Annotated in this window: 24 protein-coding genes; 12 read left to right on the top strand and 12 right to left on the bottom strand. The window is 69.9% G+C overall.

All coding sequences use genetic code 11. The features are described 5' to 3' along the window. Nucleotides 1–35: 35 nt before the first annotated feature. From ABD357_RS28325 to ABD357_RS28375, 11 genes are all read right to left on the bottom strand, one after another. The gene (locus ABD357_RS28325; RefSeq protein ID WP_344393843.1) at nucleotides 36–590 is read right to left on the bottom strand and encodes a hypothetical protein; all 555 of its coding nucleotides are present in this window, start codon (nucleotides 588–590) and stop codon (nucleotides 36–38) included. Beyond that, nucleotides 587–1,870, bottom strand: a complete 1,284-nt coding sequence (locus ABD357_RS28330; RefSeq protein ID WP_344393844.1) for an MCE family protein — start codon at nucleotides 1,868–1,870, stop codon at nucleotides 587–589. Before ABD357_RS28330 ends, ABD357_RS28325 begins: the two co-directional genes overlap by 4 nt. Continuing rightward, the gene (locus tag ABD357_RS28335; protein ID WP_344393845.1) at nucleotides 1,867–3,162 is read right to left on the bottom strand and encodes an MCE family protein; all 1,296 of its coding nucleotides are present in this window, start codon (nucleotides 3,160–3,162) and stop codon (nucleotides 1,867–1,869) included. The genes ABD357_RS28330 and ABD357_RS28335 overlap by 4 nt, the downstream gene beginning before the upstream one ends. Then, nucleotides 3,159–4,313 (bottom strand): MCE family protein, encoded by a 1,155-nt coding sequence (locus tag ABD357_RS28340; RefSeq protein ID WP_344393846.1) that lies wholly within the window; start codon nucleotides 4,311–4,313, stop codon nucleotides 3,159–3,161. The genes ABD357_RS28335 and ABD357_RS28340 overlap by 4 nt, the downstream gene beginning before the upstream one ends. Beyond that, entirely contained in the window at nucleotides 4,310–5,446 is a 1,137-nt protein-coding gene (locus tag ABD357_RS28345; protein ID WP_425585040.1) for an MCE family protein, read from the bottom strand. The genes ABD357_RS28340 and ABD357_RS28345 overlap by 4 nt, the downstream gene beginning before the upstream one ends. After that, nucleotides 5,443–6,495 (bottom strand): MCE family protein, encoded by a 1,053-nt coding sequence (locus ABD357_RS28350; RefSeq protein ID WP_344393847.1) that lies wholly within the window; start codon nucleotides 6,493–6,495, stop codon nucleotides 5,443–5,445. Before ABD357_RS28350 ends, ABD357_RS28345 begins: the two co-directional genes overlap by 4 nt. Then, nucleotides 6,492–7,730, bottom strand: a complete 1,239-nt coding sequence (locus ABD357_RS28355; RefSeq protein ID WP_344393895.1) for an MCE family protein — start codon at nucleotides 7,728–7,730, stop codon at nucleotides 6,492–6,494. Before ABD357_RS28355 ends, ABD357_RS28350 begins: the two co-directional genes overlap by 4 nt. 23 nt (nucleotides 7,731–7,753) lie before the next feature. Further along, nucleotides 7,754–8,572: an MlaE family ABC transporter permease gene (locus tag ABD357_RS28360; RefSeq protein WP_344393896.1), complete on the bottom strand. Its 819-nt coding sequence runs from the start codon at nucleotides 8,570–8,572 to the stop codon at nucleotides 7,754–7,756. Nucleotides 8,573–8,593: 21 nt separating this feature from the next. After that, entirely contained in the window at nucleotides 8,594–9,364 is a 771-nt protein-coding gene (locus ABD357_RS28365) for an MlaE family ABC transporter permease (protein WP_344393848.1), read from the bottom strand. Further along, nucleotides 9,361–10,299 (bottom strand): ABC transporter ATP-binding protein, encoded by a 939-nt coding sequence (locus tag ABD357_RS28370; RefSeq protein ID WP_344393849.1) that lies wholly within the window; start codon nucleotides 10,297–10,299, stop codon nucleotides 9,361–9,363. The genes ABD357_RS28365 and ABD357_RS28370 overlap by 4 nt, the downstream gene beginning before the upstream one ends. A 278-nt stretch (nucleotides 10,300–10,577) precedes the next feature. After that, nucleotides 10,578–11,669, bottom strand: coding sequence for an RNA polymerase sigma factor (locus ABD357_RS28375; RefSeq protein WP_344393850.1), 1,092 nt, complete (start codon nucleotides 11,667–11,669; stop codon nucleotides 10,578–10,580). A 244-nt stretch (nucleotides 11,670–11,913) separates the two neighbouring features. Here ABD357_RS28375 and ABD357_RS28380 point away from each other — a divergent pair, with 244 nt between their 5' ends. The 3 genes from ABD357_RS28380 to ABD357_RS28390 are packed head-to-tail and all read left to right on the top strand — an operon-like array spanning nucleotide 11,914 to nucleotide 16,624. After that, a complete protein-coding gene (locus ABD357_RS28380; protein ID WP_344393851.1) occupies nucleotides 11,914–12,693 on the top strand; it encodes a hypothetical protein in 780 nt (259 codons plus the stop codon). Continuing rightward, on the top strand, nucleotides 12,690–14,963 hold the full coding sequence (locus tag ABD357_RS28385; protein WP_344393852.1) for a hypothetical protein: 2,274 nt from the start codon (nucleotides 12,690–12,692) through the stop codon (nucleotides 14,961–14,963). Before ABD357_RS28380 ends, ABD357_RS28385 begins: the two co-directional genes overlap by 4 nt. Beyond that, a complete protein-coding gene (locus tag ABD357_RS28390) occupies nucleotides 14,960–16,624 on the top strand; it encodes a type 1 periplasmic-binding domain-containing protein (protein WP_344393853.1) in 1,665 nt (554 codons plus the stop codon). Before ABD357_RS28385 ends, ABD357_RS28390 begins: the two co-directional genes overlap by 4 nt. 31 nt (nucleotides 16,625–16,655) lie before the next feature. Here the strand turns inward: ABD357_RS28390 and ABD357_RS28395 are convergent, their stop codons facing one another. Continuing rightward, nucleotides 16,656–17,927 (bottom strand): APC family permease, encoded by a 1,272-nt coding sequence (locus ABD357_RS28395; RefSeq protein ID WP_344393854.1) that lies wholly within the window; start codon nucleotides 17,925–17,927, stop codon nucleotides 16,656–16,658. Nucleotides 17,928–18,012: 85 nt separating this feature from the next. Here ABD357_RS28395 and ABD357_RS28400 point away from each other — a divergent pair, with 85 nt between their 5' ends. The 9 genes from ABD357_RS28400 to ABD357_RS28440 all read left to right on the top strand — a co-directional run bounded on the left by ABD357_RS28400 (nucleotide 18,013) and on the right by ABD357_RS28440 (nucleotide 24,080). Further along, nucleotides 18,013–18,783 (top strand): arsenate reductase/protein-tyrosine-phosphatase family protein, encoded by a 771-nt coding sequence (locus ABD357_RS28400; RefSeq protein ID WP_344393855.1) that lies wholly within the window; start codon nucleotides 18,013–18,015, stop codon nucleotides 18,781–18,783. 3 nt (nucleotides 18,784–18,786) lie between these two features. After that, nucleotides 18,787–19,164, top strand: a complete 378-nt coding sequence (locus ABD357_RS28405) for a VOC family protein (protein WP_344393856.1) — start codon at nucleotides 18,787–18,789, stop codon at nucleotides 19,162–19,164. Nucleotides 19,165–19,386: 222 nt separating this feature from the next. Further along, on the top strand, nucleotides 19,387–19,638 hold the full coding sequence (locus ABD357_RS28410; protein WP_033324615.1) for a YkoF family thiamine-binding protein: 252 nt from the start codon (nucleotides 19,387–19,389) through the stop codon (nucleotides 19,636–19,638). 32 nt (nucleotides 19,639–19,670) lie between these two features. Then, nucleotides 19,671–20,039 carry a helix-turn-helix domain-containing protein gene (locus ABD357_RS28415; RefSeq protein WP_344393897.1) on the top strand — a complete coding sequence of 123 codons (369 nt, stop codon included), beginning with the start codon at nucleotides 19,671–19,673 and terminating at the stop codon, nucleotides 20,037–20,039. A 72-nt stretch (nucleotides 20,040–20,111) separates the two neighbouring features. Then, nucleotides 20,112–20,666 (top strand): 2-oxo-4-hydroxy-4-carboxy-5-ureidoimidazoline decarboxylase, encoded by a 555-nt coding sequence (gene uraD / locus ABD357_RS28420; protein WP_344393857.1) that lies wholly within the window; start codon nucleotides 20,112–20,114, stop codon nucleotides 20,664–20,666. Then, the gene (uraH, locus tag ABD357_RS28425) at nucleotides 20,666–21,007 is read left to right on the top strand and encodes a hydroxyisourate hydrolase (RefSeq protein WP_344393858.1); all 342 of its coding nucleotides are present in this window, start codon (nucleotides 20,666–20,668) and stop codon (nucleotides 21,005–21,007) included. Before uraD ends, uraH begins: the two co-directional genes overlap by 1 nt. 6 nt (nucleotides 21,008–21,013) lie before the next feature. Then, complete coding sequence (pucL, locus tag ABD357_RS28430; protein ID WP_344393859.1) at nucleotides 21,014–21,916, top strand: factor-independent urate hydroxylase; 903 nt, start codon at nucleotides 21,014–21,016, stop codon at nucleotides 21,914–21,916. Nucleotides 21,917–21,970: 54 nt separating this feature from the next. Further along, nucleotides 21,971–23,344 carry an 8-oxoguanine deaminase gene (locus ABD357_RS28435; protein ID WP_344393860.1) on the top strand — a complete coding sequence of 458 codons (1,374 nt, stop codon included), beginning with the start codon at nucleotides 21,971–21,973 and terminating at the stop codon, nucleotides 23,342–23,344. A gap of 202 nt (nucleotides 23,345–23,546) precedes the next feature. Then, on the top strand, nucleotides 23,547–24,080 hold the full coding sequence (locus ABD357_RS28440; protein ID WP_344393861.1) for an HAD domain-containing protein: 534 nt from the start codon (nucleotides 23,547–23,549) through the stop codon (nucleotides 24,078–24,080). Nucleotides 24,081–24,127: the final 47 nt, after the last annotated feature.

The following is a 24,127-nucleotide window of genomic DNA, read 5'->3' on the forward strand; positions in this document are numbered from 1 at the left end:
GCTCCTTACTGGTTGTACGGCGGGGCGGAGAGCGGTCAGCCGACGAACTCCACGTCGGACGTCAGCCAGCGGCCGTCCTTCAGAACGAGGTCGAGTTGCAGCCGGTAGGTGCGCGCCTCTCCGTCGGGCACGGCCGTGTTGGTCACCTTGCTGTCGGCGACCACCAGGACACGAGCCGAGCGCTCGTCGGACCGGACGATGCCCGCATCGAGGACCCGGCCCTCGGACACCGACTTGTTCCGGGCGACCAGAGCGGTCAACTCCTCGGTCTGGGCGGCGAACTGCTCCTTGAAGTCGCCGGTGGCGCCCTTCAGCACGTTCCCGCTGTCCCGGTCGTAGTGCCGGTAGTCGAGCGAGGTGAAGTTCAGCGCCGACTGACGGGCCGCCGCGAGGACGTCCTGCCGCCGCTGCTCCGCCTCGTGCCGCTCGAGCAACTGGATGCACAGCCATATGGTGAGCGCGGTGGTGAGGGCGGTCGCCACGGCGAGTCCCGCCGACAGGGCCCTGTGCCGCCGGGGGGACGGCAGAAGTGCCCCACGACGCCCGGCGAACGCCAGGGCGGCGCTCAGCGTCTGCAGCTTCCCTGTCATGCCATCGGTCCCACTAGCAGCCATTGCCACGATTCCTTTCCGAACACGGTCTGCTGTCCGCCTGTCGAGCCGATCTCGACGGGCGTTCCGTCCGGGCCGGTCGCGGTGCCGGTCTCCGGGTCGTACGGCGCGACGTACGCCGCCCGGCCGGCACCGCCGGAACCGGAACCGGCCGACGCACCGGGCGCGTTCTGTGCGCCGCGCACCGAGGTGTCCCCGCCGCGCGGAGCCGTGCAGCGCGCGTCGGTGTTCGCCGGGCGCGTGCTCGTGTCCGCGGGATCGCGCCGCCGCGTCCCGTATCCCACGGTGCACGCAGGCGGGTCGTCGGCGTTGAGGACAAGGCCGAAGTGGGTGGTGCCGTCGCCCGGGATGACGGTGTAACTGCCGGCGACCACCACCGGGAAGGTGACCAGGGCCTGCTCCACGCCGGGCAGTCGCGCCACCGTGACCTGGCCCCCGCTGATCAGATTGGCCAGCAGGACCCGAAGATCCGGACTGGTCGACTTGAGCAGCGAGTTGACCTCCTGCGCGGCCGGCGGCGCGTTCCCGATCAGCTTGCGCAGGTCCCCGTCGCTCGACTTCAACTCCGCGGTGAGCGCCGCCAGATCGCGGGAGAACGACTTGATGGACGAGCCCTGGTCGGCCTGCGTCTTGAGGACCTTCCGTGAGTCCTCGATCAGTGAGATCGTCTGCGGGAGCGAGTCGGACGCCGACTCCACGAGCGCGTTGCCCGAGTCCACCAGCCGGCTCAGCCGCGGGCCGGTGCCGGCGAAGGCCTTGCCCAACTCGTCGACGGTGACCCGCAGATCGTCCTTGCCGACCGAGGTGACCAGCCGGTCAAGACTGAGGACCATGTCCGTGGTGGGGAGCGGTACCCGTGTGCTCGCGCGCGGGATCGTGCTGCCGTCGAGCAGATACGGGCCGCCGGAGTCGCGCGGCTGCAGATCGACGTACTGCTCACCCACCGCCGAACGGTTCGCCACCACGGCCAGGGTGTCCGCCGGGATGCGCGGCCCGTCGCCCTCGATGTCGAGAGACACCGAGACGCCCTCGGAGCCGGTGAGCCGCAGTGAGCCGACCCGGCCGACCGGCACCCCGCGGTACGTGACCTCGGCACCGGTGAAGATGCCCCCGGACTCGGCGAAGTCGGCCCGCACGGTGTAACCGCGGTCGAGGAGTTCGTCCACCAGGCCCGTGTACTCGGCGCCGACGTACGACACCCCGACGGCGGTGACGGTGGCGAAGGCGAGCAGCTGGGCCTTGACCGTACGTGTGATCACGGCTGTATCCCCTTCAGCATGAGCTCCGCGAGCGCGAGGTCGATCCCTGACGGAAGGTCACCCGAGGTCCCGTAGGCGGCGTAACTGCTGGTGCACACCGGTGGGCACAGCGGGCCGCCGCCCGAGGGCGGCGAAGGCTGGTCGGGCGTGTCCGGCAGCTTCGGCGTGCTCGGCAGCGCCGTGGGTGTCGGCAGGTCCGGCACGTCCGGCACGTCCGGTAGTTCGGGCAGATCCGGGACCTCGGGTGCGTCGTCCTGGCCGTTGTCCTTCCCGTCCCCCTCTCCGGGCTTGTCGGTGAGGTTGCCGTAGATGCCCCTCAGATCGAGGTCGGCGGTGATCTTGAGGTTGACGTAGTCGCCCTTGACGGCGTCCACCGCGTTGCGCGGAAACGGGTAAGTGGTCAGCAGCTCGAGGGAATTGGGCAGATCGTCGCCCGCCTTGTTGAGCTGTTGCAGGATCGGCCTCAACTGCTTCAGGTTCGCGACCGTGTCGTCCCGTGAGGCGTTGACCACCTTGGTGCCCGTCTTGCCGAGCTTCGACAGCGCGGTGAGCATCTTCGTGAGATCGCGTCGCTGGTCGGCGAGGACCTTCAGCGCGGGCGGCATGGTGTCGACGGCCCGGGCGATGGTCTTCTTCTCCTTGCCGAGCCGCTTGGCCAGCCGGTCGATGCCCTTGAGCGCGCGCACGATGTCCTTGCGCTGCTCGTCCAGGCCGCCGAGGAACGTGTTCAGCTCCTTGAGCAGGGACTTGACCCGGTTCTCCCGGCCCGCCAGAGCCTTGTTGAGCTCCACGGTGATCGTCTTGAGCTGGGCCACCCCGCCGCCGTTGAGGAGCGCGGACAGGGCGGACAGCACCTCCTCGATCTCCGGGTTCCGGCCGCTGCGGGACAGCGGGATCCGGTCGCCGTCGCCGAGCCGGCCCACGGGGTCGGTGTCCGGCGGGTCGGACAGCGCCACGTACTTCTCGCCGAGCATGCTGGTCTGCCGCAGCTCGGCGACCGCGTTGCCGGGCAGCTTCACCGAGTCGGCGACGCGCAGCCGTACCCGCGCGTGCCAGCCGGCCAGCTCCACCTTCTCGACCGCGCCCACGGTGACGTTGTTGACCTTGACCGCCGACTGCGGCACCAGGTCCAGTACGTCCCTGAACTCGACCGTGACGTGGTAGGCGTGGCCGTCCGCGGCGGCGCCGCCGGGCAGTTGTACGTCGTACCAGCCGTTGAACTCGCAGCCGGACAGCAGCACCGAGCCGACCGCCGCCCAGGCGACCGCCCCGCCCTTGCGCAGCATGCTCATGCGTTCGCCCCCAGAATTCCGCCGAGCGTCCGGTCGACCGTGCCCGTGCTCGGCACCGCCGGGGCCTGCGGCACCTCGGGCAGCGACTTGAAGAGCTTCTCCAGATCCCGGCAGTCCGGGTTCTTGCCGCCCTCGTCCCCGGTCGTCTTCAGCAATGAGCACAGCACCGCCGCCGGGTCCTGCGAATGGTCCGGGTTGTTGCGGGTGTCGAGGGTGCCGGCGGACGCGTTGTAGGCGTTCTGGAGATTGGAGAGACCGGTGGGCGCGACCTCCAACAGCTCTTCCAATGCGGCCCGTTGAGTGACAAGAACCTTCGTGACCTTGCTCAGCCCCTTCACGTTCGAGGTCAGCGACTTCTTGTTCTTCTTCACGAACTCGGAGATGTCCCCGAGCGCCGTCCCCAGATGCTTCAGCGCCGCCGCGAGGTCCTTGCGCTCCCCGGCGAGCTGCTTGGCGACCTTGGCGAGGCTGCTGTTGAACGACCGCACGCTCGTGTCGTCGGCCGCCAACGCGGCCGTGAACACCTGCAAGTTGCGTACGGTCCCGAACAGGTCCCCCCGTCCGTCGGACAGGGTCGTGACCGCCTGCGAAAGGTCCTCCACCGTCTGGTTCAGGTTCTCGCCCTGCCCGTCGAGGTTGTCCGCGCTCACTCCGAGCAGCCGTGACAGCGAGCCGTCCTTGTTCGCGCCCTTCGGGCCGAGCGCCTCCGACGTGGTGTGCAGACTGTCGAAGATCCGGTCCAGTTCGACCGGTACGGCCGTACGCGTCTCGGGGATCACGTCGCCGTCCCGCAGCACCGGGCCCTTCCGGTACACCGGCAGCAGCTGTACGTAACGGTCGCTGACCACCGAGGAGTTGATGATGGCCGCCTTGGCCTCGGCCGGCACCTTGCGCCCCTCCTCGTACTCCAGCTCCACCCGCACCCGCTCGCCCTCCGGCGTGATCTTCTTGACCTCGCCGATCCGGACGCCGAGGACACGGACGTCCGAGCCGGGGTAGATGCCGACGGTGCGCGGGAAGTACGCGGTGACGCGCACGGGCTCCGAGCGCGGCCACAGCACGACGGCGAGCGTGGCGACGACTGCCAGGGCGGTGACCAGGGCCAGGCGGCGAGCCACCGGTGAACTTCCCCTCACCAGCGGTGACTTCATCGCGAGCCTCCCGTCCGCGGTACCACCGGAGCGGCGACCATGTTCTGGATGTAGCTGTCGAACCAGCGGCCGTTGCCGAGGGTGTTGGAGAAGACCCGCACATAGGGCGCGAGAAGCCTCACGCTCCGGTCGAGACTCGACTGGTTGCGTTCGAGCATCTTCACGAAGGTGTTGAGGCCCTTGAGGGCGGGCCCGATCTCCTTCCGGTTGTCCTCGACGAGGCCGGAGAGTTCGATACCGAGCGCGGCGGAGCTCTTGAGGAGGTTGTGGATCGCCGTGCGCCGCTTGTTGATCTCCTTGAACAGCTTGTCGCCGTCCTTGACCAGTGCGGAGAAGTCCTCGGAACGCTCGGCCAGCACCCCGGTGACCCCGTTCGCGTGGTCGAGGAGCTCACGCAGCGCCTTGTCGCGCGAGGCCACCGTCTTCGAGATCCTCGACAGCCCCTTGATGGACGCCCGCACCTCGGCGGGCGAGTCCTGGAAGGTGGTGGAGATGGTGTCCAGCGCCTTCGCGAGCCGCTCCGTGTCGACCTCCTCGGTCGTGGTGGTCAGATCGCTGAAGGCCTGCACGACGTCGTACGCCGCCACCGTCCGCCGCAGCGGGATCTCGTCGCCGGGCTTCAGCTGTCCCGGCCCCTTCGGATGCAGAGCCAGATACTTGGCGCCGAGAATCGTCTTGACGCGGATCGACGCACCGGTCGCCGTGCCGAAGGCCGGGTCGCCCTTGACCTTGAAGGTGACCTTGACGTGGTCGCCGTCCAGGTCGACCTCCTCGACCTTGCCGACCTTGACCCCGGCGATCCGCACCTCGTCGCCCGCCTTGAGGCCGCCCGCCTCCGAGAAGGCCGCGCTGTACGTCCGGCCGCCGCCGATCAGCGGGAGACTGTCGGCGTTGAACGCGGCGAAGGTCAGCAGCGCCAGGGCGGTGAGGCCGGCGGCGCCGATGACGACGGGGTTCCGGTCCCGGAACGGCTTCAGGCGTGGGCGAAGCCCTATCCGAGGCAGCCTCGGCTGCGGGATTCTCGGCAGCCTCGGCCGCAGAAACCTCGGCAGCTTCGGCGGATCGATGCGCACCTTCACCAGCGGTTCCGGGCGGTGCCCGCGGGTCCTGCGCGAGGAGAAGCGCTTCGTCATCCGCCACACCTCGCCCTCGCCACGTGCAGCTCGGGAGTGAGCACCTGCTTCGTCTTCGGCAGTACGATCCGGCCGTCGAAATCGCAGAGGTAGAAGTTGAACCACGAGCCGTAGGACGCCGTCCCCGTCAGCTCGTTGAGCTTGTTCGGCAGCCTCTTCAGCACGCCCTCCACGGTCTTCTCGTTCTTGTTCAGCGTTCCGGTGAGATCGGTCAGCTCGGCGATGTCGTCCTTGAGCGGCGGGCGCGCGTCCTCCAGCAGTCCCGAAGTGGCCGCGGCCAGGTCGCCGATGCTCACCAGCGAGTCGCCGATGGGCTTGCGGTCGGCGGACAGTCCGGAGATCACCCGCCGCAGCTGCTTGAGCAGTCCGGAGAAGCGGGCGCCGCGCCGGTCGAGCGTCTTCAGCACGGTGTTGAGGTTGTCGATCACGGAACCGATCAGCTGGTCGCGGTCCGCGAGCGTGGTCGTGAGCGAAGCCGTGTGAGCGAGCAGGCTGTTGACGGTGCCGCCCTCGCCCTGAAGCGTCTTGATGATCTCGGTGGCGAGCTGGTTGACGTCCTTGGGGCTGAGCGCGGCGAACAGCGGCTTGAAGCCGTTCAGCAGCGCGTTGAGATCCAGGGCGGGCCGGGTCCGCGACAGCGGAATCGTGCCGCCGGGCCGCAGCCGTGTCCCGTCGCCCGCGCCCTCGGTCAGCGCGATGTACCGCTGTCCGACCAGGTTCCGGTAGCGGACGACCGCGCCGGTACTGCGCAGCAGCGGGCGGTCCTCGCTGACCGTGAAGCTCACCTCCGCCCGCGTACGGTCCTTGATGCGGATGCCCTCCACCTCGCCGACCCGCACCCCGGCCACCCGTATGTCGTCGCCCTCCTCCAGGCCCGTGACGTCGCTGAACACCGCGCGATACGTGTGCTCTGGAGTGAAGGAGATGTTGACGATCGTGGCGGCGAGCAGGGCCGTCGCCAGGATCGTCACCAGCGCGAACAGACTGAACTTGATGAGCGGCGCGGCGGCCTGCCGGGCTCCCGTCGCCTTCGTACGTCCTGTGCTCATGCGACGCTCACCGCCGTTCCGCGGGCCATCGGGCCGAACAGGAGGGTCGCGACCGGCGGTACCTCGTCGGCGGGCACGCCCATGGCGGGCGCCACGAGGGAGCCGATGGCGCGCTGCTCGGCCTCGGTGGCGGACACATCGATGCCGCCGGGCAGGCTGCTGCCCGAACTCCCCGATGACGTACCGTCGTTGAGCTTCGTGGGCGGTGCGGGCACCCTCGGATGGGGCAGACCTCTGCAGTCGGGCCCGGACCGCTCGCCGTAGCGCGGCTCCTCACCCGGTTCGTACGCGGGCCGCTGCCGGACGACTTCGAGGGTGATGCGCATCTTGCCGCCGCGGAACGCCTCCTCCGCGGCTTCCTCCTGCCGGACCAGGCCGTCGAGGAGGCAGGGGTACTCGGGCGAATAGCGGGCGAAGAGGTCAAGCGTGGGGCGGGAGACCCGGCCGAGGGTGATCAGCCGGTCGCCGTTGTCGTCGAGGAACTCGTCCGCGGTGCCCGCGACGCCGGTGGTCGCGGTGAGCGCGGCGGCCAGCTGGTCCCGCTTCTCGACGAGGGTGCGGCTGGTGGTGACGGTGTTGTGCAGGATCCTCATCAGGTCGGGCGCCGCGTCTCCGTACACCTCGGCGACGTCGGCGAACCGCGCGATGTCCTCCTTCAGGGACGGCATGTGCGGGTTGAGGCGGCGCAGATAGTCCTCGACGCGGACGAGGTTGTCACCGATCCGGTCCCCGCGCCCCTCCAGCGCGGTGGCGAACGCCGAGAGCGTGGCGTTGAGCTTGCCGGGCTGCACGGTCCGCAGCAACGGCAGCAGATCGTTCAGCAGTTGCTGCAACTCGATACCGACTTTCGTACGGTCCTGGGTGATGACGTCCCCGGCACGGATGGGCCGGGTGGACGCGCCCCGGGGAGCCACGAGGTCGACGTACTTCTCGCCGAACAGCGTCTTGGGCAGCAGCCGCGCGTGCACGTCGGCGGGAATGTGCGCGACGTGCTCCGGCTTGAGCGCGATGTCCAGCGTGGCCTTCTCGCCGTCGGCCCGCACCGCGCGCACCTCGCCCACCAGCAGCCCGCGCAGCTTGACGTCGGCGCGCGGATCGAGCTGGTTGCCGAGGCTGTCGGCCTCCAGAGTGATGCGCACGACCGGGGTGAACGCCTGCTGGTAGACGGCCACGGCGAGCGACAGCAGCAGCGCGAGCACAGCGATGAACACAACGCCGTACAACCGCAGTCTCATTACTTTCGCGACTCTCACGTCGCTCACCCCGCGATCCGTACGGTCGTGTTGGCGCCCCAGATCGCGAGGCTCAGGAAGAAGTCCAGGACGTTGATGGCGACGATCGACGTCCGCACGGCGCGGCCCACCGCGACGCCGACGCCCGCCGGCCCGCCGCTCGCGTAGTAGCCGTAGTAGCAGTGCACCAGGATGATCAGGACGGCGAAGACGATCACTTTGCCGAACGACCAGAACACGTCGACCGGCGGCAGATACTGCTGGAAGTAGTGGTCGTACGTGCCCGCCGACTGCCCGTAGTAGCCGGTGGTGATGGTGCGGGCGGCGAAGTACGAGGACAACAGCCCGATCACGTACAGCGGGATCACGGCCACGAACCCGGCGATCATCCGGGTCGTCACCAGGAACGGCAACGACGGAACGCCCATGACCTCCAGCGCGTCGGTCTCCTCGCTGATCCGCATCGCGCCGAGCTGGGCGGTGAACCCCGCCCCCACGGTGGCGGACAACGCCAGACCGGCGACGAGAGGGGCGATCTCGCGGGTGTTGAAGTACGCCGACAGGAACGCCACGAAGTTGGAGGTGCCGAGCTGGTTGAGCGCCGCGTATCCCTGGAGACCGACCTCCGTGCCGGTGAAGAACGACAGGAAGGCGATGACACCGACCGTGCCGCCGACCACGGCGAGCGCGCCGCGGCCGAAGCTCACCTCGGCCAGCAGCCGCAGGATCTCCTTCTTGTACCGCCGCAGGGTACGGCCGGTCCACGCCAACGAGCGGCCGTAGAAGACGAGTTGGGTGCCCAGCTCTTCGAGGGAGCGGAGCGGGCGGTCGAGGGGGCGGCGCATGAGCCGCGTGAGACGCATCGACTATCCCCTCTGCGGAACGACTTGGAAGTACACGGCGGTCATCACGAAGTTCGTCACGAACAGCAACATGAAGGTGATGACCACCGACTGGTTCACCGCGTCGCCCACGCCCTTCGGACCGCCCTTCGCGGTCAGTCCCTTGTACGAGGCGACGATCCCGGCGATCGCTCCGAAGACGAGGGCCTTGATCTCGGCCGCCCACAGGTCGGAGAGCTGGGCGAGGGTGGTGAAGGAGGCCAGGTAGGCGCCGGGGGTACCGTTCTGGAGGATGACGTTGAAGAAGTAGCCGCCCGCGACGCCCACCACCGACACCAGGCCGTTGAGCAGCACAGCCACCACCATCGAGGCCAGCACCCGGGGGACGACCAGCCGGTGGATCGGGTCGATGCCCAGCACCTGCATCGCGTCGATCTCCTCGCGGATCTTCCGCGCCCCGAGGTCCGCACAGATGGCCGTGCCGCCCGCGCCCGCGATCAGCAGCGCGGTGACGATCGGCGAGGCCTCTCGCAGCACGGCGAGCACCGAGGCCGCGCCCGAGAACGACTGGGCGCCCAACTGCCGCGTCAGGCTGCCTATCTGCAAGGCGATGACCGCGCCGAAGGGGATCGAGACGAGAGCCGTCGGCAGGATGGTCACGCTTGCGACGAACCAGGCCTGCTGGATGAACTCCCGTGCCTGGAAAGGCCGTCGGGGCATGGTCCGGACGACGTCCAGGGCCATCGCGAACAGGTTGCCGGACTGTCTGAGCGCTCCGGTGGGCGACAGGCTCATGCGTCGGCCACCTCCTTCCGGTGCAACTCGGCCTCCCGGCTCGCGATCGCCTGCCATCGGGGCGGGCGCGAGATGCCCGGACCCGGCAGCAGGCGGGGAGTCAGAGCCTGGCTGCCGGGGGTTCTGGTGGGGGCGTCCATCTGCGCCAGCTCCTGCTCGACCTGGGCGGCGTCCTTCTCCTCCGCCATGCCGATCGGACCCTGCATCCGGCCGTTCAGGAACTGCCGTACGACGGGCTCGTCGCTGGTCAGCAGCTTCTCGCGGGGCCCGAACATGACCAGTTCGCGGCGGAACAACAGCCCGATGTTGTCCGGCACCTGGCGGGCCGAGGCGATGTCGTGCGTGACGATCAGGAAGGTCGCGTCGATCTGGGCGTTGAGGTCGACGATGAGCTGGTTGAGGTAGGCCACGCGGACGGGGTCGAGGCCCGAGTCGGGTTCGTCGAAGAGGATGATCTCGGGGTCGAGGACCAGGGCCCGGGCCAGCCCGGCCCGTTTGCGCATTCCGCCGGATATCTCGCCGGGCAGCTTCTCCTCGGCGCCTATCAGGCCGACCATGTCCATCTTCTCGAGCACGATCCGCCGGATCTCGCTCTCCGGCTTACGGGTGTGCTCGCGCAGCGGAAAGGCGATGTTGTCGTACAGGCTCATCGACCCGAACAGCGCGCCGTCCTGAAACAGCACGCCGAACAGCTTCCGCACCTCGTACAGATCGTGCTCACGGAGCTTGGTGATGTCCCGGCCGGCGATCCGCACCGACCCCCGCTCCGGCTTCAACAGCCCCACGAGCGTCTTGAGGAACACCGACTTGCCCGTCCCCGAGGGTCCGAGCATGACGGAGACCTCCCCGGCGGGCAGCGTCAGTGACACGTCCCGCCAGATGACCTGGTGCCCGAAGGACTTGGTCAGCCCTTCCACACAGATCTCGACACCCATCCGTCCCGCCCTTCAGCCGTGGAGCAGCTCCGACATCTGCTCTACGGGGAGGGGCGGGGTGTCCGTCGCGACGGAGGCGGATTTTTTTTCGAGCGGGTCGCTCCGCTGGGTTGGGCGGTTTCGAGCTGCGGGTCCGTCGTGGCTTGTCGCGCAGTTCCCCGCGTCCCTCAAGGGGCCTGCGGCCTCCTTGAGGGACGCGGGGCTGTGTCTGTTTGCGGCTCCGCCGCGGGGAGCGACCAGCCACGACGGACCCGCAGCTACCTTCGGACCGTATTCGCTCAGGGGAGCGCGCTCGGCGTGGGAGCGTCGATCGGCGGCGTGGGCGCCGGTACGTCGGCGGCGTCCGGGACCGTGGACCGGGAGAACTTGCCCGGTCGGGTCGCGTCACCGGGTGTGCCCGGCAGCTCGGGCTGGCCGGAGACGTCCGGAAGGCCGGACACGCCTGGTACCTCGGGCACCTGCGGAACATCCGGTGCCGACAGCTCGGGCAGCGGCGACAGCGAGACCTCTGGCAGAGGCGGTACGGACACGGGGATGAGTGGGCGGTCGCCGGCCGATGGTGACGCCCCGGGCTCGGGCGCCGTTGCGTCCCTGGCCGCCTCGCGCGCGTCTGAGGTGCCCTCCCGGACGGGGCCGTCAGACGGGAGCTCTTCGGCGGGCCCCGACACGTTGGGCCGCGGAGCCGGCCCGCCCCCGTCCCCCTCATACGCGTACGGCAGCACGAACCCCGCCACCGCCAGGGTCGCCGCCGTCGAGGCGGCCGCCACGGCGTGCGTCCTGCCGCCCCCGCGCGGCTGCCCCCGCCCGATCAGGAACAGCGCGAACCCGAGCGTCGCCGCCAGTGAGTTGCGCAGCGTCCGCCGGGCCCGGGCCAGCAGCGACTCGACGGTCCGGTAGCTGAGCCCCATCTGTACGGCGACCTGAGAGACGTCCAGGTCCTCGGACTTCAGCCGCAACGCCTCCGCCTGGCGCGCGGGCAGCTCGCCGCTGCGTACGGCCAGCCACATGGCCTCGGCCCGGTCGCACACCGCCTCCTCGACGGGCACCGGTCCGGGTGCGATCAGCGTCGGGCTCGTGCGGACCTCGGCCTCGCGGTTGACCTGCCGGTAGCGGTCCACGCACAGCCGCATCGTCACCGTCGTCAACCAGGCCGCGAGTCGCTCGTCGTCCAGGTCGGGGCGTTCCGCCGCCCGCAGCATCGCCTCGTGAACGGCGTCCTCGGCGTCCTCCAGGCTCATCGACCTGCGCCGGGCCACCTTGAGCAGGTGCTCGCGGTGGCTCCACATGCGCTGCCACCGCTCGTCGGCCGCCGTCGCCTGTGCAGGCATGGCTTCTGCAGGCATGGTCTCTGCGGGCATGTCCGTCGCCATGAGGGCCCCTTCGCGCTCACCTGCCGGTCTCGTGCTCGTGCCGTCCGGCGGGTGGCGACATTACCGCCCGGTAGTCGGGCTTGTGGAGGGGGGAGGCGTGGTGTCTCCGGCCGGGGGGCAGCTGGTTTGTGGGCGGACCCGACGGAACCCCAAGTGCGACGTGTGTGACCGAGCACTTCGGGGAAGACGAACGGCCATGGCTGGTCACGGGAGTTGGGGGCGGACGATGATCGGATCCCGGGCAGTGCCCACGGATGGTCTCTCCCCCGTGTACGACGAGACGGGGGCCGCGTCCGCGCGTTTTCTCCTCTGGCTGGCCGAAGAGAGCGGCGGCGCCGTCGGCAGGCGCGTGGCCAGCGACGCATACGCACACCATGAGCGATGCAGCCTGGAACTGGTCGAGGGCATCGTCGAACGCCTTGCCGCCCTCGGCTGGATCGCCGTGCACAACGACTCCGGTGCCGTGCCACCGCTGGTCAGCCCGACCGCCACCGGGCTCGCGGAGGCGCGGGCCTGGGACGAGGCGTACGCCGACCGGGACAGTCGGCGCCGGTACGCGAAGGCGGCGCTGTTCGCCTGGTGGGACAGGGCGGGTCAGCACCAGAGCGGCGGGCAGAATGCAGAGGACTTCCTCTGGACGCGGGAGGCCTTCTACTGCGGTCGGCAGCTCGCCTACGAGGACCTGGAGTACGCCAAGGACCATCTGAGCCTGCCCACTCCAGTGCACGTCGGCGTCGCCGAACAGGGCGCGGGAGTGTTCCTGTCCTTCGAGCAGCTGGCCCAGCTGGTGCAGGCGTCCCGCCCCGACCTGTCGGAGAGCGACGGCGAGTTGCAGCAGGTGCGCGAGCTCGCCGAGGCCCTCACCGACGCCGCGCGGCGCGGTGCCGAGCCCGAACCGGGCATGCTGCAGCGCTTCCTGCAGCACAGCGGTGACCTGGCGCAGGCCGGGTCCAGGTCGGTGGGCAGGGACATGGCGTCCGGCATGGTTTCGGAGATCATCCAGTCGATGCTGAGGCTGGGATGATCGATCCCGCAGGCCCCGCCCTCGTTCCGGAGGGTCAGATTCCGGAGGCGTACGCGCGTCAGCCCCTGCTGCGGCAGCTTGTGCCGCGCCTGGTCGGCCTCGAACGCGACCAGCACCGCAGACGGCCACGCCACGAGTTCGCCGAGGATCTGCCGGTGGTGCTGCTCAGCGGGCGGCACGGCACCGGCAAGAGCGCCCTGCTGGACGATCTCCAGAATGCCTACGCGCCCGATGCGGGACCCTGGCCGGGGCCGCGCGTGCCGTTCGCGCGGATCAACTGCGCGGCACTGGAGGAGCGGGTCAGGGTCGGCCCGGAGATCTCCAACAACTCCCACGCCGTGGAGGTGCTGGTCGAGCTGGTCACCCAACTGTCCCGTCCCGTCGCCGGGTTCGGACGGCTCCGCTTTCCCCGGACCACCGCCGGGCTGCTCGCCGTGGCGTCCGCCCGGCGCCCCGGCAACGACGACGAGCTGCGGGTGGCCGACCGGCACGCGGCGGCCCTGATGGGACCCCAGTCGGGCGACGGCCCGCCCCCGACCTGGGACTCGCTCTTCCGCCCGGCGCTGCCCGTTACCCCGGACGCGGTCACACCGGACCCTGCGGCGTTTCCCGAGGCGGCGGTGCGTACGTATCTGGGCAGGCAGTACCGATGGCGCTCGCGCAGGCTCGCCTCCCGCCAGCTGGTCGGCTGGTACGAGAGCTACCGCCGCGAGGCCGACAACCGGCTGCGCGGACTGCCGCCGGGCGCGGACGCGCATGCGCGGCCGGTGCCGGCCGCGGAGCGTGCGGGGGCCGTGGCCCGGCTCTGCCGGGAGTTCCACCAGGGCCGCGGTTTCAGGCGTGGCGTCGAGCGCATGCTGATGGCCGCGTTCCTCGCGGATGTGCGCTACGGGCCCTTCCGGCGGGCGAACCGCGCCCCTCGTCCGCTGCTCCTCCTCGACAACGTGCACACCGACATCGGCCGCGACTTCCTCGAACTGTTCCTGGAGCAACGGGCGCGGCTCAGCCGTGACACCCGCGACCAGCTGGTCGTGATCGCCACCGAACTGCGCGGCGACGACAACCCGGCCACCCGGGACGACGCCCCCGACGAGGACAACGACCCTTACCCGGAGGCCACGTACCGCTCCCTGCACGAAGTCGGCACGAACTCCCGGTGGACGCGCCGTGGTTCCGCTCCCTCGGCGGGCGTACTGGTCCTGCCGCTGCCACCGCTCGACACGGAGCACGTGGAGCGGATGCTGAAGCGCGACGAGCAGGCGTCCTTCGATCCGTACATCGCCACCGCCGTACACGATCTGACCCGCGGCCACCCCATGGGAGCCCGCCGCCTGTGCGACGCCGTGGTGCGCAAGGCGGGCACCGAGGGGTGGGTGACCGCCGAGGAACTCCTCGACCTGACCCATCCCGACGGCGTCGGCGAATCCGTCATCTGGCGGCTGCTCAACACCCTTGTGGGCAGCGAGAACCACGACGAGCTGTGCCTGTTCTCCCTGGCCTGGGACCGGGAGGCGGCCGAGCAGCTGGCCGAGCGGTGGGTGCCGCGCCGGATCGACGGCCTGCCCGCGGCCGACGGCGCCGCCGCCCAGCTGGAGCGGGAGCGCTGGTCCCGGGGAACGGGCAGCCGGCCGTTCATCACGGACCGGTTTCTGCGCGCCCTGCTGGTGCATCAGATGCGCAGCGGGCGCGGCGGCAGCGGGGTGGACTGGTTCAGCGCGCACGCCCTGCTCGCCGAGCACCACCGGCAGCGGGCCGAAGGCCGCTCGGGGCAGGCGGAGCGGGCCGAGCGGTCCCGCTTTCTGTGGCACCGGCTCGCCGGGGGAGAGGCGCAGGAGGTCGTCGACTGGCTGCACGCGGAGTTCCTCAGGGACGACGGCGACGCGGTCGACTGGTTGCACATCCTGCGCACCGTGGCCCATGCGCCACGCCCGCCGGGCGACGTCTGGTTCGAGCAGTGCCAGGAGGTCGGGAAGGGGCGCCGGGACCGGCTGCAACTCCAGGCGGACCCGGAGGTGGGCCTGGAGAAGCAGGCCGTCAACCGGCTCCTGCACGCCCTGTGGTACGCGGCGGACGAACTGGCCGAGGCGGACCGGACGTTGGTCGACCGGATAGGCCAGGACCTGTCCTTCCTCTCCGCCCAGCATCTGACCGGCCGCGCGGTTCTGGCCCAGGCCGCCATCCGCTGGCCGCGCGCCGTGAAGGACGGCGAGGACTGGCCCCTCGAACGCCACTGGCAGGGCGACCAGCCGCGAACGGGAGGGGCGCGATGAGCCGTACGGACCGCCGCAACTGGGTCTGGCTGCCGAGCCGTCTGCGCTTCCGGGTACTCGGCCTGATCGACGTCGTGGCCTTGTGGGTGGTGGTCTCCGCGCTGGTGGGAGCCGGTGCTTGGTGGGGCCTGGACGCCTACCGGGACAACCGCGACTACTGCACCGAGAACCAGGAGCTGCGGCGCGTGGTGACCGACGCCGGCGAGGAGTGCATCGGCGTCACGGCTGCCGCGTACGCCTTCGACCCGGGCCTCGCCGACGTGATGGGCCGGATCGAGGAGGAGAACAAGGCGGCACGGGAAGCGGCACGGAAATCGGGCAAGCCCGTGGTGAGCGTCGCCGTCGTCATGCCGTACACCTCCACGACTCCCGGCGCGGCCATGTCGAAGGAACTGATCCGGCACTCCCTCCAGGGCGCCTACGTCGCCCAGCACAGCCACAACAACGGGGCCGCCACCGACGACACCGCCGTCCAGCTCCTGTTCGCCAACGTCGGCGAGGACCTGACCCAGTGGAAGACCGTGACCGACGAACTGGCCTCCCGGCGCATCGGCGATGCCCCCCTCGTCGCCGCCATCGGCTTTCCCAACAGCGACAAGGCCACGATCGATTCCGTGCGGGACGGACTCGCGCCCGAAGAGATTCCGGCGGTCAGCGCGGTGCTCAGCTCCCGCGACATGGAAAACCCCTTCCTCTTCAAGGTCTCGCCCTCCACCGACCACCTCGTCGACTCCCTCAAGCAGTACGTGACCGACAGCGACAACAAGGTGGACCGCGAGAACACGTTCATGATCGCCGACGAGCAGGACGACAACTACGTCGCGAACCTCCGCACCGTCTTCCGCGAGGAGTTCGGCGAGGAGTACGGCATCGACGACGGCCCGGTGCAGCGGCGGATCGAGACGTACCGGGGAATGAAAGGGCTGGACCGGGGCGATGCCCGGGTCTTCCGGCGGGCGGTGGACGCGATGTGCGCGGCCCGCGCCGAGACGGTGTTCCTGGCCGGTCGAGACGCGGACCTGCCGGACTTCCTGGACACCATCGACCAGCGGCCCTCCTGCTACCGGGACCCGGACGACGAGCCGTTGCGCATCCTGCGCGTCAGTACGGGCCGTGACCCGGTCACCGAGACGCCGGAAACACGCCGGATCGCCGAGCGGCACAACATCGAGATCGTGACCGCGGCCGCCGTGGACGCGCCCCGCTGGCTTGCGGGCAGGGACGGTGACGACCAGGTTCCCAGGGCCTTCGGGCGCTTCGCCGCCTCCTACGACCGGTATTTCGGCAAGGAGACAGCCGACGCCCTCAGTGACGGCTACGCCGTGATGTACCACGACGCCCTCACCGCCGTGGGCACCGCCGTGGCCGCGGCCCAGGACAACGGGGTCGGCTCCGTGGACCACCAGGACGTCTACGACGAACTGCGCCGGGGCAGCCCTCTCCCACGCTGCGCCGCAGGGTGCGTGCAGGGCGCGAGCGGTGTCTTCACCTTCGTGGACGAGAACATCGGGGCGGACAGGCGCACGCGGCACGAGGCGGCGGCCGGGCTGTGGCCGGTGTGCAAACCGGTACCCGTGGTGACTTTCCCGAAGGAGCGGCTCAGCCGGTCGCCGCTCTACCGGACCTACCAGGAGCCGGGGCAGACCTGCCCACGTCCGTGAACCTGCAGCGGACGGAACCCGATCCGAGCGCTCAAGGCTTCCGGCGGGCGGTGACGGCTCGGCGTATGGCGTAGGCGGCGATGCCGAGAGCGAGGACTGCGGTGCCCCAAGCGACGGAAGCGGCGGGCAGGGTGAAGGCCAACAGCAGGGATCCGGCCAGGCCGACCGCGGGGACGATGCGGGGCGGGCGGTTCTCGTCCCGCGTGAGTGTCCAGGCCGAGGCGTTGGCCACGGCGTAGTAGACGAGAACGCCGAAGGAGGAGAAGCCGATCGCTTCGCGCAGGTCGGTGGTGGCGGCCAGGATCGCGACGACGGCGCCCACCAGCAGTTCGGCGCGGTGCGGCACTTGGAAGCGCGGGTGAACGTTGGCCAGGGCGTGCGGCAGGTGCCGGTCGCGGGCCATCGCCAGAGTGGTCCGGGAGACGCCCAGGATCAGGGCGAGCAGGGAGCCGAGCGCGGCGACGGCCGCCCCGACCCGCACGACGGGCGCCAGCCAGTCCGCACCGGCGGCTCGCACCGCTTCCGACAACGGCGCATCGGAGGCGGCCACCCCGTGGGGACCGAGCACGGTCAGAACGGCGACGGCCACCGCCGCGTACACGACCAGGGTGAGGGCCAGAGCGAGTGGGATGGCGCGGGGGATGGTGCGCGCCGGATCGCGGACTTCCTCGCCGAGGGTGGCGATGCGGGCGTACCCGGCGAAGGCGAAGAACAGCAGGCCCGCGGCCTGCAGGACGCCGGTCACACCGGCATCGGAGCCGATGTCCAGGCGGCTCGTGTCCGACGCCGAGGAAGTGAGGCTCGCGACCGCGACCGCCGCCAGCACTGCCAGGACGACAGCGACGACGGCTCGGGTGAGCCATGCGCTCTTCTGAATCCCGGCGTAGTTGACGGCGGTCAGTGCCACCACCGCGGCTACCGCGACCGCGTGGGCGTGGGCGGGCCAGACGTACGAGCCGACGGTGAGGGCCATCGCGGCACAGGAGGCGGTCTTGCCGATCACGAACGCCCAGCCGGCCAGGTAGCCCCAGAATTCGCCGAGCCGTTCCCGCCCGTAGACATAGGTGCCGCCGGAGGCGGGATAGCGGGCGGCCAGCCGCGCGGAGGACGTGGCGTTGCAGTAGGCCACCACCGCGGCCACCGCCAGACCGGCCAACAGTCCGGAGCCGGCTGCGCGGGCGGCCGGGGCGAGCGCCGCGAAGATGCCCGCGCCGATCATCGAGCCCAGCCCGATCAGCACGGCGTCAGTGACGCCGAGGCGCCGCTGGAGCTGAGGCGATGCGGTCTCGCTGGGCTGGCCCATGACGTGCCTCCGTCTTTCCGGCGGTGGGGTCGCGGTGGCCCCCGCCAGCAAGATACATCAACTGTGTTTGATGTATTCTCGCTTCATGAGGTCCTCGGGCCATGCCGCCCCGGCGTTTGTGCACCTGGCCGCTCACCCGCTGCGGTGGCGGCTGTTGACCGAGCTGGCCTCAAGCGACTACCGGGTCCGTGAACTGGTGGAACGGGCCGGACAGCCGCAGAACCTGGTCTCCTACCATCTGCGGCTGCTGCGTCGCGGCGGGCTGGTCACCGCCCGGCGCAGCAGTTTCGATGCCCGTGACAGCTACTACCACCTGGACCTGGAGCGTTGCGCGCACGCGCTCGCCCATGCCGGTACCGCCCTGCACCCGGCGCTGGGTTTCGATCCCGCCCCGCCGACGTCGACGAAGCCACCGGCGAGACGACCCGCCGTGCTGTTCGCCTGTACCGGCAACAGCGCCCGCTCACCGATCGCCGAAGCGCTGTTGCGTCACCGCACCAACGGTCAGGTCGAGGTGACCAGCGCCGGCAGCCACCCCAAACCCCGCATCCATCCCGGCGCCGTGCGGGCCCTGCGCGAGCACCACGGCATCGACATTTCGGGGCAGAGTCCGCGACACCTGGACACACTGGCCGACCGCCGGTTCGACTACGTGATCAGCCTGTGCGACAAGGTCCGCGAGGTCTGCCCCGAATTCGGCGACCATCCGCGGCTGGTCCACTGGAGCATCCCCGACCCCGCCGCAGCCGACGGCCCCGGCCGGACCGGCTACCCCGCATTCGTCCGTACGGCGGCAGAGATCGACACCCGCATCCGCTACCTGCTGCCCCAGCTTGCTCACACCACGGGAGGTTGAGCCATGACCATGCCCGACCAGTTCGCCGGCGTCCGGTACCTCGTCGACGACGTCCAAGCGGCCGTCGACTTCTACACCACCCACCTGGGCTTCACCCTTCGCACCAGCGCCGCCCCCGCCTTCGCCGACGTGACACGCGGGCCGCTGCGACTGCTGCTGTCCGGCCCGGCCAGCTCCGGTGCCCGCGCCACCCCGGCCGGCACCGGCCCCGGCCGCAACCGCATCCACCTGATCGTGGACGACCTGAACACCGAGATCGACCGGCTGCGCAGCGCCGGACTGGCCTTCCACAGCGACGTGGTCTCCGGCCCCGGCGGGCGTCAGGTCCTGCTCACCGACCCCGCGGGCAACCTGATCGAACTCTTCGAACCCGCCCACTAGCCGAACAGCAATCTTCGACGCAGCGCTTGGTCGAAGGGGCGCCCTGGTCGGTTAGGGTCGCCTCGTGGCGGACGAAGCGGCTCCGTCCGAGTGAAAGTGATTGGCTCGGGGTGCATCGCCGCTGTGAAGCAGCCGATTGATGCATCCCTGTTGTGCCCTGATGCGCCCTCGCGGTGGGTGATCGGGGAAAATAGCAGGTCATAGGCGTGTTCTGGGGGCACAGTGCGATTGAGAGTGGAGTTCACGACCGAGCCCTTCGACCTCGACGAGGCGCCGCCGCATGCGCTGGTCGCCCGCGAGGTCATCGAGGCGGCAGAGCTGGACGCGGTGGACGTCGGCCCGTTCGGCAACACCGCGGAGGGCAGCGCCGACGCCGTACTCACCGCCGTGGACGCCCTGCTGCGCAAGACCCTGGAGTCCGGCGCCACCCGGATCTCGCTGCAGTTCAACGTGATCGCGGAGGGCGAGGCGTGACGGGCACCGGGGATGTGACCGGTATCGGGGACGTGACAGGTATCGGGGACGAGCCCTTCATCACAGCCGTGAAGCCGCTGGTCGACGCCATGGGCGGCGAGATGCTGCCGCTCGACCAAGCCGGTGAGGACGATGTCGTACTCACCTGGGAGGGCGCCGACGTCGTCGCCGTACGCCTGCCGCAGCTCGCCGATTCGCTGGACCACATCCTCGCCGCGCTGGAACGCAAGCAGGGCAAGCCCTTGGCCGAGCTCGACCGCAAGGCCAAGCAGGAGGTCGTACGGATCCTCGAGGCGCGCGGAGCGTTCTCCGTACGGCACGGCGTGGAAACCGTGGCGAGTGCGCTCGGGGTGAGCCGCTTCACCGTCTACAACTACCTGAACCGCGAGAAAGAGGCCTGAGCAGAGGCCCCTCCGACCGGTTTTTTCAACAAACTGTTGACGTCGTGTTGCCGCAGGGCGTTAGCTGGTCCGGTGACTTCGAGTTCTTCGACGCCGGGCCTCGCCCGCTTCAACGCCCTGGAGGGGCACGCTGCCGCCGCGGTGCTCCACGAGGCATGTGCCTCGGCGGAGTGGGGGCGCAGGCTGCTCGCGGGGCGTCCGTACGCCATGGCCGACGACCTTCTCGCCGCCAGTGATGCCGCCATGGCAGAGCTGACCGAAGGCGACCTGGCGGAAGCCATGGCAGGGCACCCGCCCATCGGCCGCCCCAAGCCCGGCGACCTCACGAGCTCGCGTGAGCAGCGCGGCATGGCCGGCGCCTCCGAGGAGCTGAAGGCCGAGATGCTCGAACTCAACCTGGCGTACCAGGACAGGTTCGGCCATGTCTTTCTGATCTGCGCCACCGGCCTGACCGGCGAGAAGATGCGGGACGCGGTGAAGGTACGGATCGGTAACTCGCCGGAGGAGGAGCGCGAGATCGTCCGCACCGAACTGGGCAAGATCAACCGCATCCGCCTCGCCCGGCTCGTGGAGGAGCCCGTGGCAGAACCTGTGGAAGAACACGTGGAAGAACAGGACGGCGACTGATGAGTACCGCTTCGGTGTCCACCCACATCCTGGACACCAGCATCGGCCGCCCCGCCCCGGGCGTGCCCGTCTCGCTGTCGGCACGCGGCAGCGCCGAGTGGACGGCGATCGGCATCTCCGCCACGGACGCCGACGGCCGCTGCAAGGACCTCCCGGCGCTGCCGGCAGGCACCACGCACGTACGCCTCCGCTTCGAGACCGAGGCGTACCTCTCCGCGCACCGGGACGAGGCCGCGTTCTTCCCGGAGGTCACGGTCACCTTCGCCGTGACGCCCGGCGAGCACTACCACGTACCGCTGCTGCTCAATCCGTTCGGCTACTCCGTATACCGAGGGAGCTAGTGCACGATGCCCATCCTTGGACAGAACCAGTACGGCAAGGCCGAGAACCGCGTCGTACGCATCACGCGGGACGGTGCCACCCACCACATCAAGGACCTCAACGTCTCGGTGTCGCTGAGCGGCGACATGGACGAGGTCCACTACTCCGGCTCCAACGCGAACGTCCTGCCGACCGACACCACCAAGAACACGGTGTACGCCTTCGCCAAGGAGCACGGCATCGAGTCCGCCGAGCAGTTCGGCATCCACCTCGCCCGCCACTTCGTGACCAGCCAGGTGCCGATCCACCGGGCCCGCGTCCGCGTCGAGGAGTACGCCTGGGAGCGCATCGAGAACTCCGGCGAGGGCGCCCACTCCTTCGTCCGCAAGGGCCAGGAGACCCGGCTTGCGCAGATCACGTACGACGGCGAGCAGTGGGAGGTCGTCTCCGGCCTCAAGGACCTGGTCGTGATGAACTCGACGAACTCCGAGTTCTGGGGCTACGTCAAGGACAAGTACACGACACTCCCCGAGGCGTACGACCGCATCCTCGCCACCGAGGTCTCCAGCCGCTGGCGCTTCAACTGGACCGACGACGAACAAGACATGCCCGACTGGGAGACGTCCTACGAGCAGGTGAGGAAGCACATGCTCCAGGCCTTCGCCGAGACCTACTCCCTCTCACTCCAGCAGACGCTCTACGCCATGGGCGCGCGCATCATCGACCACCGCGACGAGATCGACGAGATCCGCTTCTCACTCCCGAACAAGCATCACTTCCTGGTCGACTTGGAGCCGTTCGGGCTGAAGAACGACACCGCCGACGGAGCTGTGTACTTCGCCGCCGACCGCCCGTACGGCCTGATCGAGGCCACCGTCCTGCGGGACGGCTGCGAGGCGCACATCCCGGTCGACCTCAGCAACCTCTGACGCGGACACGGACGTACGGAAAGCAACGGACGTACGGAAACTAGGAGACGCACGATGGCCCAGCGCATCGTCATCGAGAACTGCGCGATCGCGACCGTGGACGCCGACGACACCGAGTACGCCTCCGGGTACGTCGTCGTGGCCGACGACCGAATCGAGTCGCTGGGCGCGGGAAAGGCTCCCGAGGACCTGCAGGACGTCGTACGCCGCATCGACGCGAGCGGCCACCTCGTGACCCCCGGCCTGGTCAACACCCACCACCACTTCTACCAGTGGCTCACCCGCGGCCTCGCCACGGACCACAACCTCTTCAACTGGCTCGTCGCGCTCTACCCGACATGGGCGCGCATCGACGAGCAGATGACCTACGCGGCGGCCCAGGGCTCGCTCGCCATGCTGGCCCGTGGTGGTGTCACCACCGCGATGGACCACCACTATGTGTTCCCGAAGGGCTCCGGCGACCTGTCGGGCGCGATCATCCGCGCCGCCCGCGAGACGGGTGTCCGCTTCACCCTCGCCCGCGGCTCCATGGACCGCAGTGAGAAGGACGGCGGTCTGCCGCCGGACTTCGCGGTCGAGACCCTCGAAGGCGCGCTCGCCGCCACCGAGGCGACCGTCGACGAACACCACGACGACTCCTTCGGCGCCATGACGCAGGTGGCCGTGGCCCCCTGCTCCCCGTTCTCGGTGTCGACCGAACTGATGAAGCAGGGCGCGGAGTTGGCCCGCCGCAAGGGCGTACGGCTGCACACGCACGGCTCGGAGACCGTGGAGGAGGAGCAGTTCTGCAAGGAACTGTTCGGCATGGGCCCGACCGACTATTTCGAGTCGACGGGCTGGCTCGGCGAGGACGTGTGGATGGCGCACTGCGTCCACATGAACGACTCCGACATCGCCGCCTTCGCCCGTACGAAGACGGGCGTGGCCCACTGTCCTTCGTCCAACGCCCGGCTCGCGGCCGGGATCGCACGCGTCCCCGACATGCTCGCGGCCGGTGTCCCGGTCGGCCTCGGCGTCGACGGCACGGCGTCGAACGAGTCCGGCGAACTGCACACCGAACTGCGCAACGCGCTCCTCATCAACCGCCTCGGCGCACACCGCGAAGCCGCCCTGAACGCCCGTCAGGCGCTGCGTCTCGGCACCTACGGCGGCGCCCAAGTCCTGGGCAGGGCAGGGGAGATCGGCTCCCTGGAGCCGGGCAAACTCGCCGACCTGGTGCTCTGGAACCTGGACACCCTGGCCCACGCCTCGATCGCCGACCCGGTCACCGCCCTCGTCTTCGGCGCGGCGGCACCGGTCACCGCGTCCTTCGTCGGCGGCAGGCAGATCGCCGAGAACGGCCGCCTGCTGCACGTGGACGAGGACACCATCGCCCGCTCCACGCGGTCGGAGGCGCGGCGCCTAGCGCAGATCGCCGCGCAGGCCTGAACAGTTGATGATCTCCGGCCGAGGGGGACGGCCCTCGGCCGGAGGCCATGGACCTGAGCGGGGTCCATGGCGACCGTGTCCGGGGCGCGCACCAACGGGGGCGCCCCGGAACGGTCTCCCGGCCGGGTTCGCACTCCCCCTGACCTGTTACGCCGTGGGGTGCCGCGAAGTGCAGTTGCGCCATCATGGGTAATCACGATTCATGACTGACCAACCGCTGCTGCTGCTCGACGTCGACGGCCCGCTCAATCCCTACGGCGCGCGGCTGGTCCGGCCGCGCGGGTACGTGACGCGCCGGCTGCATCCCGCGAACTGGTCCGCGCGGCAGGTACCGGGGTCGCGGCGGCTGAGGCGAGGGCTGCGGGTGCGGCTCAATCCGGGGCATGGGGCGCGGCTGAGGGCGTTGCCGTATGAGCTGGCGTGGGCCACGACCTGGATGCACGAGGCCAACGAGATGATCGCGCCGGTGATCGGGCTGCCGGGCGATCTGCCGGTGATCGAGTGGCCCGAGCTGTTCGTGAGGGATCCCGAGGGCCTGTACTGGAAGACGCGGCACGTCGTGGCGTGGGCTGCCGGCCGGCCCTTCGTTTGGGTCGACGACATGATCACCGAACTCGATGTACGGCATGTCGCCGCGCACCACGACGCGGCCGCCCTCCTGCTGCCGATCGATCCGCGCAAGGGGCTGCGGGAGCGGGACTTCGAGGAGCTGGAACGGTGGGCTCGCGACCTGTGACGGACGAATGGGAGGTGGTGGACGAAAGGCTGAGTGTCAGACCCGGG

The organism is Streptomyces vastus (assembly GCF_039532825.1).
Taxonomy (GTDB): Bacteria; Actinomycetota; Actinomycetes; order Streptomycetales; family Streptomycetaceae; genus Streptomyces; species Streptomyces vastus.